At 75.9% G+C, this 11,654-nt stretch carries 13 protein-coding genes, 2 tRNA genes and 1 pseudogene; 7 read left to right on the plus strand and 9 right to left on the minus strand.

Annotation, left to right across the window (positions count from 1 at the left end; genetic code table 11):
* Positions 1-3 precede the first annotated feature (3 nt).
* Together ACRB68_RS34095 and ACRB68_RS34100 are read right to left on the minus strand one after the other, a co-directional pair.
* Positions 4-564: a TrmH family RNA methyltransferase gene (locus tag ACRB68_RS34095; protein WP_153539919.1), complete on the minus strand. Its 561-nt coding sequence runs from the start codon at positions 562-564 to the stop codon at positions 4-6.
* Positions 561-1,196 carry a class I SAM-dependent methyltransferase gene (locus tag ACRB68_RS34100; RefSeq protein WP_328595145.1) on the minus strand — a complete coding sequence of 212 codons (636 nt, stop codon included), beginning with the start codon at positions 1,194-1,196 and terminating at the stop codon, positions 561-563. Before ACRB68_RS34100 ends, ACRB68_RS34095 begins: the two co-directional genes overlap by 4 nt.
* Positions 1,197-1,295: 99 nt before the next feature.
* Here ACRB68_RS34100 and ACRB68_RS42255 point away from each other — a divergent pair, with 99 nt between their 5' ends.
* The gene (locus tag ACRB68_RS42255) at positions 1,296-2,069 is read left to right on the plus strand and encodes a rhomboid-like protein (RefSeq protein WP_153539921.1); all 774 of its coding nucleotides are present in this window, start codon (positions 1,296-1,298) and stop codon (positions 2,067-2,069) included.
* A gap of 18 nt (positions 2,070-2,087) precedes the next feature.
* Here ACRB68_RS42255 and ACRB68_RS34110 read toward each other — a convergent pair whose 3' ends face one another.
* From ACRB68_RS34110 to ACRB68_RS34120, 3 genes are read right to left on the minus strand one after another with little or no spacing between them, the layout of a single operon-like run.
* The gene (locus tag ACRB68_RS34110) at positions 2,088-3,035 is read right to left on the minus strand and encodes a VWA domain-containing protein (protein WP_153539923.1); all 948 of its coding nucleotides are present in this window, start codon (positions 3,033-3,035) and stop codon (positions 2,088-2,090) included.
* Positions 3,032-4,096, minus strand: a complete 1,065-nt coding sequence (locus tag ACRB68_RS34115; RefSeq protein ID WP_153539925.1) for a DUF58 domain-containing protein — start codon at positions 4,094-4,096, stop codon at positions 3,032-3,034. Before ACRB68_RS34115 ends, ACRB68_RS34110 begins: the two co-directional genes overlap by 4 nt.
* 44 nt (positions 4,097-4,140) lie before the next feature.
* Positions 4,141-5,157, minus strand: coding sequence for an AAA family ATPase (locus ACRB68_RS34120; RefSeq protein WP_153539927.1), 1,017 nt, complete (start codon positions 5,155-5,157; stop codon positions 4,141-4,143).
* 119 nt (positions 5,158-5,276) lie between these two features.
* On the opposite strand from ACRB68_RS34120, the gene ACRB68_RS34125 reads away from it, so the two are divergent.
* The 3 genes from ACRB68_RS34125 (at position 5,277) to ACRB68_RS34135 (ending at position 8,522) form a co-directional block, all read left to right on the plus strand.
* The gene (locus tag ACRB68_RS34125; protein WP_153539929.1) at positions 5,277-6,056 is read left to right on the plus strand and encodes a hypothetical protein; all 780 of its coding nucleotides are present in this window, start codon (positions 5,277-5,279) and stop codon (positions 6,054-6,056) included.
* Positions 6,057-6,144: 88 nt separating this feature from the next.
* Positions 6,145-6,804: a LysE family translocator gene (locus ACRB68_RS34130; RefSeq protein ID WP_153539931.1), complete on the plus strand. Its 660-nt coding sequence runs from the start codon at positions 6,145-6,147 to the stop codon at positions 6,802-6,804.
* Between the two features lie 35 nt (positions 6,805-6,839).
* On the plus strand, positions 6,840-8,522 hold the full coding sequence (locus tag ACRB68_RS34135; protein WP_153539933.1) for a DUF885 domain-containing protein: 1,683 nt from the start codon (positions 6,840-6,842) through the stop codon (positions 8,520-8,522).
* A 28-nt stretch (positions 8,523-8,550) separates the two neighbouring features.
* On the opposite strand, the gene ACRB68_RS34140 is transcribed toward ACRB68_RS34135, so the two are convergent.
* From ACRB68_RS34140 to ACRB68_RS34155, 4 genes and pseudogenes are all read right to left on the minus strand, one after another.
* On the minus strand, positions 8,551-9,465 hold the full coding sequence (locus ACRB68_RS34140) for an alpha/beta hydrolase (protein ID WP_153539935.1): 915 nt from the start codon (positions 9,463-9,465) through the stop codon (positions 8,551-8,553).
* Between the two features lie 14 nt (positions 9,466-9,479).
* Positions 9,480-10,130 carry an alpha/beta hydrolase gene (locus ACRB68_RS34145; protein ID WP_153539938.1) on the minus strand — a complete coding sequence of 217 codons (651 nt, stop codon included), beginning with the start codon at positions 10,128-10,130 and terminating at the stop codon, positions 9,480-9,482.
* 82 nt (positions 10,131-10,212) lie between these two features.
* Positions 10,213-10,341: pseudogene (locus ACRB68_RS42900) on the minus strand (DUF3761 domain-containing protein); the annotation flags it as partial.
* A gap of 180 nt (positions 10,342-10,521) precedes the next feature.
* Positions 10,522-10,785: a hypothetical protein gene (locus ACRB68_RS34155; RefSeq protein ID WP_153539940.1), complete on the minus strand. Its 264-nt coding sequence runs from the start codon at positions 10,783-10,785 to the stop codon at positions 10,522-10,524.
* A gap of 119 nt (positions 10,786-10,904) precedes the next feature.
* Here ACRB68_RS34155 and ACRB68_RS34160 point away from each other — a divergent pair.
* The 3 genes from ACRB68_RS34160 to ACRB68_RS34170 all read left to right on the plus strand — a co-directional run bounded on the left by ACRB68_RS34160 (position 10,905) and on the right by ACRB68_RS34170 (position 11,544).
* Positions 10,905-10,977: transfer RNA gene (locus ACRB68_RS34160), tRNA-Asp, on the plus strand.
* Between the two features lie 72 nt (positions 10,978-11,049).
* Positions 11,050-11,122, plus strand: a tRNA-Arg gene (locus ACRB68_RS34165).
* 83 nt (positions 11,123-11,205) lie between these two features.
* Positions 11,206-11,544, plus strand: coding sequence for a hypothetical protein (locus ACRB68_RS34170; protein WP_153539941.1), 339 nt, complete (start codon positions 11,206-11,208; stop codon positions 11,542-11,544).
* The last annotated feature ends 110 nt before the right edge of the window (positions 11,545-11,654 follow it).

Below are 11,654 nucleotides of genomic sequence, written 5' to 3' on the forward strand. Positions count from 1 at the left end.
GGGTCAGTCGACGGGGGCGGTCCATTCGCGGCGGCGGGCCTCGGCGAGGGCGACGGCGGTGGCGACCGCGACGTTGAGGGAGCCGACGCGGCCGATCTGGGGGATGTAGGCGACGGCGTCGGCGGCGGTGAGCAGGGCGGGGGAGCAGCCGTGGTCCTCGCCGCCGACGGCCAGGCAGATGTCGCCGTCCAGGGGCGCCTCGTGCAGCGGCAGGGCGTCGGCGGTCAGCTCGACCGCGATCAGCCGCAGGCCTTCGGCGCGGACGGCGGCGGCGGCCTCGGCGGCGGTGCCGGCGTGCTCCCAGGGGACCAGGCGCTCGGTGCCGAGGGCGGTCTTGGCGACGTTGCGGTGGGTGGGGGGCGTGGCGTTGCCGGCCAGCCACAGGTGGTCGACGCCGAAGACGGCGGCGCTGCGCATGATCGAGCCGATGTTGAACGGCTGGGTGACCGATTCGACCAGCAGGTGCAGGCGGCCGTTGGTGCGGCGGCGCCATTCGCGGTTGAGGCGCTTGACGTCGGTCGGGCGCAGCTGCCTGCGCTGCTGCTCGGCGGGCTGGCCGGTCATCGGGTGGGGCCTTCCTGGTGGGTGGTCTGCTGCTCGGGGCGGGCGGAGACCGCCAGGATCCGGTAGGCCGAGCGGGAGGCGGTGCGTTGGGTGGGGAAGCCCTGGTCGTTCAGCCAGCGCTGCAGGGAGTCCGAGCCGAGGTGTTTCTGCACGACCAGGTGGGCGCGGCCGCCGGGGGCCAGGCGGGGAAGCCAAGTGAGCAGCAGGTCGTGCAGGGCGGCCTTGCCGATGCGGATCGGCGGGTTGGACCAGATGGCGGCGTAGCGCTGGGCGGGGTCGATCTCCTCGGCCAACCCGAACCTTACGTTGTCAAGGCCGGCGGTTTGGGCATTGCTCCGCGCCAGGTCGAGCGCGCGTTCGTTGACGTCGACGCCGACGACGGCCGCCTGCGGTGCGCGGGTGGCCATGGTGAGGGCGATGGGGCCGTAGCCGCAGCCCAGGTCGAGCAGGGTGCCTTCGGGCGGGGGCGGCGGGACGGTCTCCAGCAGGATGCGGGTGCCCAGGTCCACGCGGTCGGGCGAGAAGACGCCGCTGTCGGTGTTCAGGCGCAGGTGCAGGTCGGGCAGGACCAGGTCGATGGTGCGCGGACGGCCGGCGGCGCCGGGTTTGGCCGCGAAGTAGTGTTCCCCCACGTCGGCCGACCGTATCAGCGTGGCGGGGGTGCCGGTGCGGCGCGTAGGTGGGACAGTGCTGGCGGTTGCGCGGGTGGTGGCGTCGGTGTGGGGGCCGGGATGGTCGTTGCGGGTGTGTTGTGGTGCGTCGTGTGCTGGTACGCGCTGCGCGGGCTGGGGTCGGTGTGGGGCCGGGCGGCGGGGTGGGTGGAGCGGTTGTCGCCGTACACGCGGCGGTTGCACGCCTGGGTGCTGTCGGCGCCGGCGACGTTCGTGTACGTGGTGTTGTTCACGGTGTCGACGCTGGTGCAGTTCTCGGTGCCGCCGCGGTTGATCGAGCTGTTGACGACGTTGCAGTCGACGAATCTGGTGAATCTGCATCGGGCGCCGTTGCAGACGTTGCTGGACAGTGCGTTGTGGGTGGCCGACAACGGTCAGGGGTTGTCGTTGTACGTGGTGGTGTTCGCGACGGTGGTGGCGTGGGCGGAGCGGCGGTACGGGACGCCGCGGATCGTGGTGGTGGGGGCGGCGGGGCATGTGCTGGGGTCGTTGCTGACGGTGGCGGTGGAGCGGCGTGCGCTGGAGTCGGGGCGGGCTCCGGCGCGGCTGGCGGTGACGACGGATGTGGGGGTCAGTTACATCATGGTGGCGGGGTGTGCGGCGGCGGTGCTGCTGATGCGGGGGCGGTGGCTGGCGGTGGGGGTGGTGTTCCTGGGTGTGGGGGTGGTGGGGCCGATGTTCTGGAGCCGGACGTTGTGGGATCTGGGGCATCTTTTGGCGATGCTGTGCGGGTTGGTGGTGGCGTGGGGGTTGTTGCGGGTGGCGCCGCCGCGGCGGCCGCCGGATCTGGCGGGGTGCCTGCCGGTGGGGGGTCGCCGGGCCGGCGCTTCGTGAGCCGGTCTTGTGGCGGGGTCAGGGGAGGCGGGAGAACCAGGCGAGGGAGGCGCCGGCGGCGCCGAGGGCGAACAGCAGGGCCAGGCCGGTGAAGCGGGCGGCGATGTCGCGGTGTTCGATCTTGAAGCCGAGGGAGCTGCCGATGTGGGCGTAGACCTCGCTGAGCTGGCCGGCGTCGGCGGCCTCGTAGGCCTTGCCGTCGGTGCCGGTGGCCAGGGTGCGCAGGGTCTCTTTGTTGACCGAGACGCTGGTGGTCTCGCCTTCGATGTCGACGGTGCCGTAGGGGGTGCCGAAGGCGATGGTGGAGACGGGGACGTGGGCGGTGCGGGCGGCGTCGATGGCTTCGGCGACCGAGCGGCCGGTGGTGTTGTCGCCGTCGGACAAAAGGACGATGTGGGCGGGCGGGGGGTCCTGGCTGGCTTGGGTGTCGAAGGTGCGCACGGCCTGCAGGCCGGTGAAGACCGCTTCGCCGATGGCGGTGCGTTTGGCCAGGACGAGCTGGTCCAGGGAGGCGATGGCGGCCTGGCGGTCGGCGGAGGGGGCGGCGACGAGGTTGGCGTTGCCGGCGAAGGAGATGACGCCGACGTTGAAGCGGGCGGGCAGGTCGCCGATGAACTTCTTGGCGGCGGTCTTGGCGGCGTCCAGGCGGCTGGGGGCCACGTCGCGGGCCATCATGGACAGGGAGACGTCGACGGCGACCATGATGGTGGCGCGGTCGCGGGGGACCTTGACGCCGGTGGCGGGCCGGGCGAAGCCGATCATCATGAGGGTGAGCATGACCAGGAAGAGGGCGGCGGCGACGTGGCGGCGCCAGCCGGGCCTTTTGGGGGCGACCTGGGCGAGCAGGGCGAGGTTGGTGAAGCGGACGGCGTAGCCGCGGCGGCGGGTCTGGAGCAGGACGTAGACGGCGGCCAGGACGGGGAGCAGGGCCAGGAGCGCGAGGCGGCCGGGTGCCAGGAAGGTCATGGGCGTGCTCCGGGTGTGGCGATGGGCCGGCCCGCGGCGCGGCGGCGGCGCAGGGCGAAGCGGGCGACGTCGGTGATCCAGTCGCGGTCGGTGCGCAGGATCATGTGGTGGGCGCCGCTGCGGCGCAGGGCGGCGGCGGTGGCGGCGCGCTGGGCGGCGGCGGCGGCGGCGTAGTCGCGGCGGACGCGGTCGGACAGGACGATCTCGTGGACGGTGCCGGTCTCGGGGTCGGTCATGTCCAGCAGGCCGATGTCGGGCAGGTCGAGTTCGCGGGGGTCGATGATCTCGATGGCGAGGACCTGGTGGCGGGCGGCCAGGCGGCGCAGGGGTCGTTCCCAGGCGGGGCGGTCGCCGGGGTCGGGGGTGGTGCCGGGGGCGGGCAGGAAGTCGGAGATGACCACGCGCAGGCCGCGGCGGGACTGGCCGCGGTCCAGGGCGGTGATGCCGGCGGCCAGGTCATTGCCGGTGGCCGTCCGCGCGCTTTTGTCCTTGCTTTTGCCGGTGGCGGGGGTGTGGGGGGCGTCCAGGACGGCCTGCAGCAGTGAGTACAGGGCGGGTTTGCCGGGGCGGGCGGGGTGGCGGCGCAGTCCGGCGGGGTGCTGCAGGTAGGCGCCGACGCGGTCGCCCAGGCGCAGGGTGAGGAATCCGACGGCGGCCAGGGCGGCGGTGGCCAGTTCGCGTTTGGTGAGGTCGGCGGTGCCGAAGTCCATGCTGGGGGTGAGGTCGGCCAGGACCCAGGCCTCCAGTTCGTGGTCGGCGATGACGTCGCGGACGTGGGGGGTGGTGGTGCGGGCGGTGACGGCCCAGTCCATGTGGCGGACGTCGTCCTCGCCGGGCTGGTAAAGGCGGGCCTCGGCCAGTTCGGTGCCGGGGCCGGGGATGAGGCCCAGGTGCTGGCCGTTGAGCAGGCCGTCCAGGCGGCGGGTGACCGACAGTTCCAGGCGGCGCAGGGTGCGTTCGGGCGCCAGTTCGGCCAGGGTGGGGCGGCCCGGGCGGTGGGGCGGGCCGGCGGGGGGCGCGGGCGGGGCGAAGGAGGGGCGGTCCGTGCCTGGGCGGTCCATGCCTGGGTGGTTCATGCCGGTGTGGTCCATGCCGGGCGGCCCGTTCATCCCTGGGCGACGGTGGCGGTGGTCTGGTTCCACACGACGCGGGGCGGGGGGACGGCGGCCAGGATCTGGGTGACGACGTCGCGGGTGTCGACGCCTTCGGCCAGCGCGTCGAAGGTCAGCACGATGCGGTGGGCCATGACCTCGTGGGCGACGGCGTGCACGTCGTCGGGCAGGACGTAGTCGCGGCCCGACAAAAGGGCCAGGGCGCGGGCGGAGGCGGCCAGGCCGAGGGTGGCGCGGGGGCTGGCGCCGATGTCGATGACCTCGGCCAGGGCGGGCAGGCGGTACTGGGCGGGTTCGCGGGTGGCCATGACCAGGCGCACGATGTAGTCGGCGACCAGTTCGTGCACGGTGACCTGCTCGGCGGCGCGCTGGAGCCCGGCCAGCTGGCCGGGCTCCAGGACGCGGGTGGCGGCGGGCGGGTCGACGCTCATGCGGCGCAGGATCTGCAGTTCCTCGCTGGCGCCGGGGTAGCGGACGTCGATCTTCATCAGGAACCGGTCGCGCTGGGCCTCGGGCAGGGGGTAGACGCCTTCGGACTCGATGGGGTTCTGGGTGGCCAGGACGATGAAGGGCCGCGGCAGGGGGTAGGTGTTGCCGCCGAGGGAGACCTGGCGTTCGGCCATGACCTCCAGCAGGGCGGACTGGACCTTGGCGGGGGCGCGGTTGATCTCGTCGGCGAGGACGAAGTTGACGAAGACCGGGCCGAGTTCGACGTCGAACTGCTCGGTGGAGGGGTGGTAGATGCGGGTGCCGACGATGTCGGAGGGGACCAGGTCGGGGGTGAACTGCAGGCGGGCGAAGGTGCCGCCGACGACGTCGGCCAGGGTGCCCACGGCCAGGGTCTTGGCGACGCCGGGGACGCCTTCGATGAGGCAGTGGCCCTTGGCCAGCAGCGCGATGAGCATGCGCTCGACCATGTGCTCCTGGCCGACGATGACCTTCTTGACCTCGGCCACGGTGCTTTGCAGCAGCGCGGCGGCCTGGTCGGCATCGTGGGCGGCGACGGTCATCGGCGAGGTCCTCACTTGGTCTGCTGGTGCAGGCGGGCGCTAGAGCCGACCCTACGCGATCACCGGTGCGGTGTGCGGGGGGACGCCGCCGCGGGTGGGCGGTTGTTAGTGTGGCGGCCATGTCGAGGCCGTTGCCGCCGGGTGATCCGGCGCAGTTGGGGCCGTTCCGGCTGTCGGCGCGGTTGGCGGAGTCGGCGGCGGGGATCGTGTTCCTGGGAGTGGACGATCAGGGGCGGCGTGCGTGCGTGGCGGTGCTGAACCGGGGCGCGGCCGGGGACGCGGCGGCGCGGGACCGGTTCCGGGCGGCGATCACCGCGGCGCTGCCGGGCGGGCACGGCGGCGGCCCCTGGAACGCGGGGCCTGCGGGCTCGGGCGCGCAGGGGCCGCAGGAGGGCGGGGCGCCGGTGGTGGCGGCCCATCCCGACGGGCCGGCGCCGTGGGTGGCGACGGCGTACGAGCCGGGTGTGGCGGGCGCGGAGCGGTTCTTGGAGGCGGTGCCGCTGCAGACGGCGCCGCCGGCGGCGCGGGCCCGGCGGGGCCCGGGGTTCCAGCCGTACTGGCTGGGTTCGGGGGAGCCGGCGCTGGAGCGGCCGCGCGCCGCCGCGGCGGTGGCCGAGGGGCCGCCCGAGCGCAGCCTGGTCGCGGCGATCCTGGCGCTGGCGGCGGTGCTGGCGGGGCTGGCGCTGCTGCTGGCGGTGCTGTTCGCCTGCCAGCCGGTGGTGCGCACCCCGCCGGTCCCGCCGAGCGAGCCGGCGCCGGTGCCGACGCCTTCGGTGGCGCCTCCCACCTCCTCGCCGTCGCCGGTGCCTTCCACGCCGGGTGCGCCGACCGCGACCGGCGGCGAGGGCGACGGCGCGCCGTTGTCCTCCTCGCGCCCGCCGGGCCGCCCGGCGGGCTGAGCCGTCGGCTGAGAGTGGTCACCGGGCCGGGCCGGGGCGCGGGGCAAAGGTGTTGTCCGCCGCTCCCGCACGGGGTGATCATGGCGGGATGGTGGTGGAGGGTCTGGTGGCGTTCGCCGGGGCCGCGTTCCTGATCGCGCTGGCGCCCGGCCCGAGCACCGTGGTGATCATGCGGCAGTCGGTGCGGTCGGGCCGGCGGGCGGGCCTGGCGACGGTGCTGGGCAACGAGGCCGGGGTGCTGGCGTGGGGCGTGGCGGCGGCGGTGGGCCTGTCGGCGCTGCTGGTGGCCTCCCAGGTGGCCTATGACGTGCTGCGGGTGACGGGCGCGGCGGTGCTGGTGTACTTCGGGGCCAGGGCGCTGTGGCAGGCCCGGCGCGGCGCGGACGCCGCCGAGGGCGGGGACGCGCCGCAAGACGGCCCGGCGGGTGATGCGGCGGGCGTCCCGGTGCCGGTGTGGCGGTGCTTCCGGCTCGGGCTGGTCACCAACATCGCCAATCCCAAGGCCGGGGTGTTCGCGGTGTCGTTCCTGCCGCAGTTCGTGCCGTCGGGCTGGCCGGTGATGGCGGCTCTGCTGCTGCTGGCGGTGCTGTGGGCGCTGATCGACCTGGTCTGGTACGCCGGGGTGGTGTGGCTGGCGGGGCTGGCCCGGCGCACCCTGGTGCGGCCGGCGGTGCGGCGGTGGCTGGAGCGGGTGTCGGGCGCGGTGCTGGTCGGCCTCGGCGTGCGCCTGGCCGCCGAAACGCGCTGATCGGGGCGCGCCGAGCGGGCCCCTAGGCTGGGGCGATGACCGCTGTGAACACCCCCGCGCCCGGCCGCGCCGCCCTGGACGCCCTGGCCGACCGCTACGTCGACGACTTCGCCGCGCTGGACCCGTGCCGGGCGGCGATGATGGGCATCGCCGGGCAGGAGTCCCGCCTCACCGACTACAGCCCCGACGGGCACGCGGCGCGCGCGCAGCTGTCCCGCCGGACGCTGGCCGAGCTGGAGGCGCTGGCGCCGGCCGCGGGCCCGGGCCGGGTCGCGGCGGCGGTGCTGCGCGAGCGGCTGCTCACCGAGATCGCGCTGGACGAGGCCGGGGTGCAGGAGAGCTTCCTGGACACCACCGACGGGCCCGTCCAGCGGCTGCGGATCGCGGTCGAGCTGCTGGACCAGGGCGCGGCCACCCCGTGGGAGGCGGTCCGCTCCCGCCTGCGGGCCCTGCCGGGCGTGCTGGCGGGCCTGCGCACGACCCTGGCCGCCGAGGCCGCGCACGGCCGCGTCGCCGCCCGCCGCCAGGTCCTCAACAGCGCCGCCGACGCCGCGGCCATGGCGCCCTACCTGGCCGATCTGGCCGCCCGCCACGGCGAGGGCCCCCTCGGCGCCGCCCTGCGCGATGCCGCCGAGGACGCCGGCGCCGCGCTGGCCGATTTCGCCGCCTACCTGCGCGGTGACCTGGCGGCGGCCGCGCCCGCCCGCGACGCACTTGGCCCCGACCGCTACGCCCTGGGCGTGCGCGACCACCTGGGCACCCGCCTGGACCTGCACGACACCTACGCCTGGGGCTGGCAGGAGCTGGCGCGGGTGCGCGCGCGGATGGCCGAGGCCGCCGCGCAGATCAGCCCCGGCACGCCGGTGGCGGAGGTGTGCGCGCGGCTGGACGCCGACCCCGCGCACCGCGTCCGCGGCGCGCAGGCGTTCCGCGCCTGGATCCAGGACCTGGCCGAGAACGCGATCGAGGCCCTGGACGGCACCCACTTCGACATCCCCGCGCCGCTGCGCCGCATCGACTGCAAGATCCCGCCGACGCCCGCGGGCATCTACTACCTGGCGCCCGCCGAGGACCTGTCGCGGCCGGGCACGGTGTGGTGGAGCGTGCCGGACGACCAGGACATCGTGACCTGGACGGTGCCGGGCACCATGTTCCACGAGGGCGTCCCGGGCCACCACCTGCAGCTGGGCGTCACCACCCTCAACACCACCACCCTCAACCGCTTCCAGCGCACCTCCAGCGAACTGCACCCCGGCCACTGCGAGGGATGGGGCCTGTACGCCGAGCGGTTGATGGACGAGCTCGGCCTGTACGCCACCCCCGCGCACCGGCTGGGGATGCTGGCGGGCGGCCAGCAGTTCCGCGCGGCGCGGGTGGTGCTGGACATCGGCCTGCACCTGGGGCTGGCGATTCCGGCCGGGACCGGGTTCCACGAGGGCGAGCGGTGGACGCCGGCGCTGGCGCGCGAGTTCCTGCGCCGCCACACCGGCCCCGAGACCGACGAGGCGATCGCGTTCGAGATCGACCGGTACCTGGGCCGGCCCGGGCAGGCGATCGCCTACAAGCTGGGCGAGAAGGTGTGGCTGCAGGCGCGCCGCAGCGCCCGCGAGGCGGCCGCGCGCGCCGGCGAGCCGTTCGACCTCAAGGACTTCCACCGCCGCGCCCTGGACCTGGGCCCGATGGGCCTGGACCTGCTGCAGGCCGAACTGGCCGGCTGACCGCCCCGCACCAGGCCGGCCGGGCCGTTCAGCCGGTCAGGGCGGTGCGGACGGCGGCGCCGATCCGCCCGATCGCCTCGTCGGCGACGCGGGCGAAGGAGCCCCAGCCGAGGAACCCGTGGTCCAGGCCGCCGGCGGTGAGCTCGGTGACGGGCACGCCCGCCGCGCGCAGCCGCGCGGCGTAGTGCTCGGCCTGGGGGCGCAGCCGGTCGTGCCCGGCGGCCGCCACGATCGCCGGCGGCAGGCCGGCCAGGTCGGGCGCCAGCAGCGGCGAGGCCTCGGGCAGTGCGGGGTCGGCGCCGGCCAGGTAGGCGCGCACCGCCTGCTCCACGCCGCCGCGCGCGAACACCAGGCCGTCGGGGTCGGGCGGGTCGGGCGGCACCGCGCGCAGGTCCAGCGCCGGGTAGACCAGCAGCTGCAGGGCGGGGGCGGCGGCGGTGCCGCGCAGCCGCAGGGCCGCCGCGGCGGCGATCTGCCCGCCCGCGCTGTCCCCGGCGACCCCGGCGCGGCCCGGGTCCACGCCCAGCCCGGCGGCGTTGCCGCGGACCCAGGCCAGCGCGGCGACGGCGTCGTCGACGGCGGCGGGGAAGGGGTGCTCGGGCGGCCGCCGGTACCCCACCGACACCCACGCCACGCCCGAGGCGGCCGCCAGGGCCCGCACGACCGGGTCGTAGGCGTCCACGTCGCCTAGGACCCAGCCGCCGCCGTGCAGGTACACCAGCACCGGCCGCGGCGCGGGCCCCCGCGGCCGGTACAGCCGGGCCGGCAGCGGCCCGCCGGGGCCGGTGATGGTCAGGTCCCGCACGTGCCCGGCCGGGACGCGCGGGGAGGCGGCCAGGTCGGCGGCGTGCGCGCGGCGCGCCTCCTGCAGTGACCGGGCCGGTGGCTGAGCGGCGGCCAGGCGCCGCCGCAGGAAGGCCAGGTACTGCGGATCGCGGCCCATGCCCGTCCCGGCCCTCAGTCGGCGGCCGGGACGGGGGCGTCCCGGCCGTCCAGGCAGCCCAGGACGAAACCGGTGACGGCGCGGTGCCACAGGCCCGCCCGGCGCAGCAGCGCGTGGCCCTCGCCGGGGACCTCGACCAGCTCCACCTCGGTCACCTGGCTGGCGCGGACGGCGTAGGCGCGGGTCGCGGCGGGGGGAGTGGTGCGGTCCTTCGTACCGTGCATCAGCAGGACGCGGCGCCCGGCGAGCTGCTCGACGGGCTCGCCGCGCGGCACCCACGGCGCCAGCGCGGCGACCCCGCACACCTGCGGGTCGTCGGCGACCCGCAGTGCGGTCCGCGCCCCCATGGAGTGGCCGGCCAGCACGATCGGCGCGCCCGGGTGGGCGGCGCGCAGCCGCTCCAGCGCCCAGCGCGCGTCGGGCACGGGGGAGGCCTCCTCGCCGTTCCAGCCCCGGTGGCGGTAGCCGAGCGTGGCCACCGCCAGGCCGCGCCCGCGGCCGGCGCGGCGCAGCGCCAGCGCGAACGGCACCATCCGCAGGGGAGCGGGCTGGCGCGCGGTGGTGGGTTCGTGGCCGTGCTCGCGGCCGCCGTGCAGGAGCAGGACGACCGCGCGGGCCGGGGCGGCGTCGCGCACGGCCAGGCGCGGAAGCGGGTCAGGGGCCATGGCTCCGCAGCCTCTCACACCCACCCCCAACCTTACTTTGTCAAGGTACGGGGTGGTATGTCCAAATCCCGGCTGAGAAGCGTCAAGCGGGCACCGACCGCAGCCAGCGCCGGACACCGCCGTGGTGGGAGCAGGTGCCGCGCCGGTGCGCCGAGTAGGACAGGCTGCCGTCGCGGCACACCGCGGTCGCCCCGCCGGGGGCGACCGGACGGGCCGAGGGCTTGGTGCGCCGCGGCGTGGGACGCGCTGAAGGGCCAACCGGGGGACGCCGCGTCTTCTTCGGCCGGGGGGGCTGGCCGGGCGGTCGTGGGCGCCGTGGTGGGCGCTGGGCAGGGCGTCGGGCAGGACGCGGGGCGGCTGGGCCCGGGGGAGAGGCGCGAGCGAGGACGCGTCAGGAACCGGCCGGTCCGGGCTGCTGGCTGGACGGCGGGGCGGGCGGCGGGGTGGCGTCATGGCGGGGGACGCCGCTGTAGTCCTGGCCGTCCAGCCGGGTGATGTCCTCGGCGGAGACCTGCGTGACGACCTGGGTGACGCGCCCGTCGCCGGCGTCGTCGCCCACCTCGATCCAGGCGATACGGGCGCCCCAGGCGCCGCCGGGCAGGCGTTCCCAGGCCAGCAGGTACGCCGGGCCGCCCGCGGCGGCCGAACCGATCATGGGTGGAACGTGTGCCATGTGATCGTTCTACCGGTCCGGTCCGACAATGTCGCGCCGTGGCGGGAAAACGCGTTGCCCGGGGGCGGGCCGGGCGGGCACTGTTGATCGCGAGGAGACCTGGCCACGTGGCTCAGCAGGGAGAGCACCGGCTTGTCACGCCGGAGGTCGCGGGTTCGAGCCCCGTCGTGGTCGCCGGGTCCGCCCCTTGGTGTCGAAAGGGGCGGACCTGCGGCCGCCGCCCCCGTCGCGGGGGCGGCGGCGCGGCTCCCCGTGGCTCAGCGGACAGAGCACCGGCCTCCGAAGCCGGAGAGCGCAGGTTCGAATCCTGCCGGGGAGACCTGGGCACACCCGGTGCGGCACGGCCCGGCGATGTTTGCCGGGGCCGGTGCGGGTAGGGGCCGGGGCGGAAGGAGCGTGCAGATGAAACCCCCCTCGGTCCCGAGCAAGGGACCAGAGCAGATCGGTAAGAGCGCCGGGAAGACGGCCGGAACGGCTGGCAAGGCCGGGAAGGCCACCGGTAAGGCCACGGGGCAGGTCGCCGGGCACGCGGGCCGCGCGGGCGCGCAGGCCGGGCGGGCCGCCAAGGGCGCCGGGGCCGGTGCGCAGCGCGTGGCCGGGCAGGCGGTCGCCGTCCCCCGGCAGCTGACCAAGCTGGCCAAGCTGATGTCGTTGCAGAAGTTCCTGCGGGCCGCGCCGGCGGTCGCGGCCGCCGGCGCGGCGGTCGTGGTCGCGCGCCGGGTCGCCTCGCGCAAACGCTGACCGCGGCGCGCACCCCGGGTGAGGGCGGGCATCTCCTGCGCGAGCAGGAGGTGCCCGCCTTTGCCATACGTGAAGGATTTGTTGCCAAGCGCGGGAAAGATTCTGGTGAA

The sequence above is a fragment of the Actinomadura macrotermitis genome (genome assembly GCF_009604375.1).
In the GTDB taxonomy this organism is placed as follows: domain Bacteria; phylum Actinomycetota; class Actinomycetes; order Streptosporangiales; family Streptosporangiaceae; genus Spirillospora; species Spirillospora macrotermitis.

Bases quoted from the DNA above. Each gene is read 5' to 3' on its own strand.
- ACRB68_RS34130 (WP_153539931.1), top strand. From the start codon at position 6,145: ATGGTGGTGGAGGGTCTGGTGGCGTTCGCCGGGGCCGCGTTCCTGATC.
- ACRB68_RS34140 (WP_153539935.1), bottom strand. From the start codon at position 9,465: ATGGGCCGCGATCCGCAGTACCTGGCCTTCCTGCGGCGGCGCCTGGCC.
- ACRB68_RS34110 (WP_153539923.1), bottom strand. From the start codon at position 3,035: ATGACCTTCCTGGCACCCGGCCGCCTCGCGCTCCTGGCCCTGCTCCCC.
- ACRB68_RS34170 (WP_153539941.1), top strand. From the start codon at position 11,206: ATGAAACCCCCCTCGGTCCCGAGCAAGGGACCAGAGCAGATCGGTAAG.
- ACRB68_RS34125 (WP_153539929.1), top strand. From the start codon at position 5,277: ATGTCGAGGCCGTTGCCGCCGGGTGATCCGGCGCAGTTGGGGCCGTTC.
- ACRB68_RS34120 (WP_153539927.1), bottom strand. From the start codon at position 5,157: ATGACCGTCGCCGCCCACGATGCCGACCAGGCCGCCGCGCTGCTGCAA.
- ACRB68_RS34145 (WP_153539938.1), bottom strand. From the start codon at position 10,130: ATGGCCCCTGACCCGCTTCCGCGCCTGGCCGTGCGCGACGCCGCCCCG.
- ACRB68_RS42255 (WP_153539921.1), top strand. From the start codon at position 1,296: ATGGTCGTTGCGGGTGTGTTGTGGTGCGTCGTGTGCTGGTACGCGCTG.
- ACRB68_RS34155 (WP_153539940.1), bottom strand. From the start codon at position 10,785: ATGATCGGTTCGGCCGCCGCGGGCGGCCCGGCGTACCTGCTGGCCTGG.
- ACRB68_RS34115 (WP_153539925.1), bottom strand. From the start codon at position 4,096: ATGGACCGCCCAGGCACGGACCGCCCCTCCTTCGCCCCGCCCGCGCCC.
- ACRB68_RS34095 (WP_153539919.1), bottom strand. From the start codon at position 564: ATGACCGGCCAGCCCGCCGAGCAGCAGCGCAGGCAGCTGCGCCCGACC.
- ACRB68_RS34135 (WP_153539933.1), top strand. From the start codon at position 6,840: ATGACCGCTGTGAACACCCCCGCGCCCGGCCGCGCCGCCCTGGACGCC.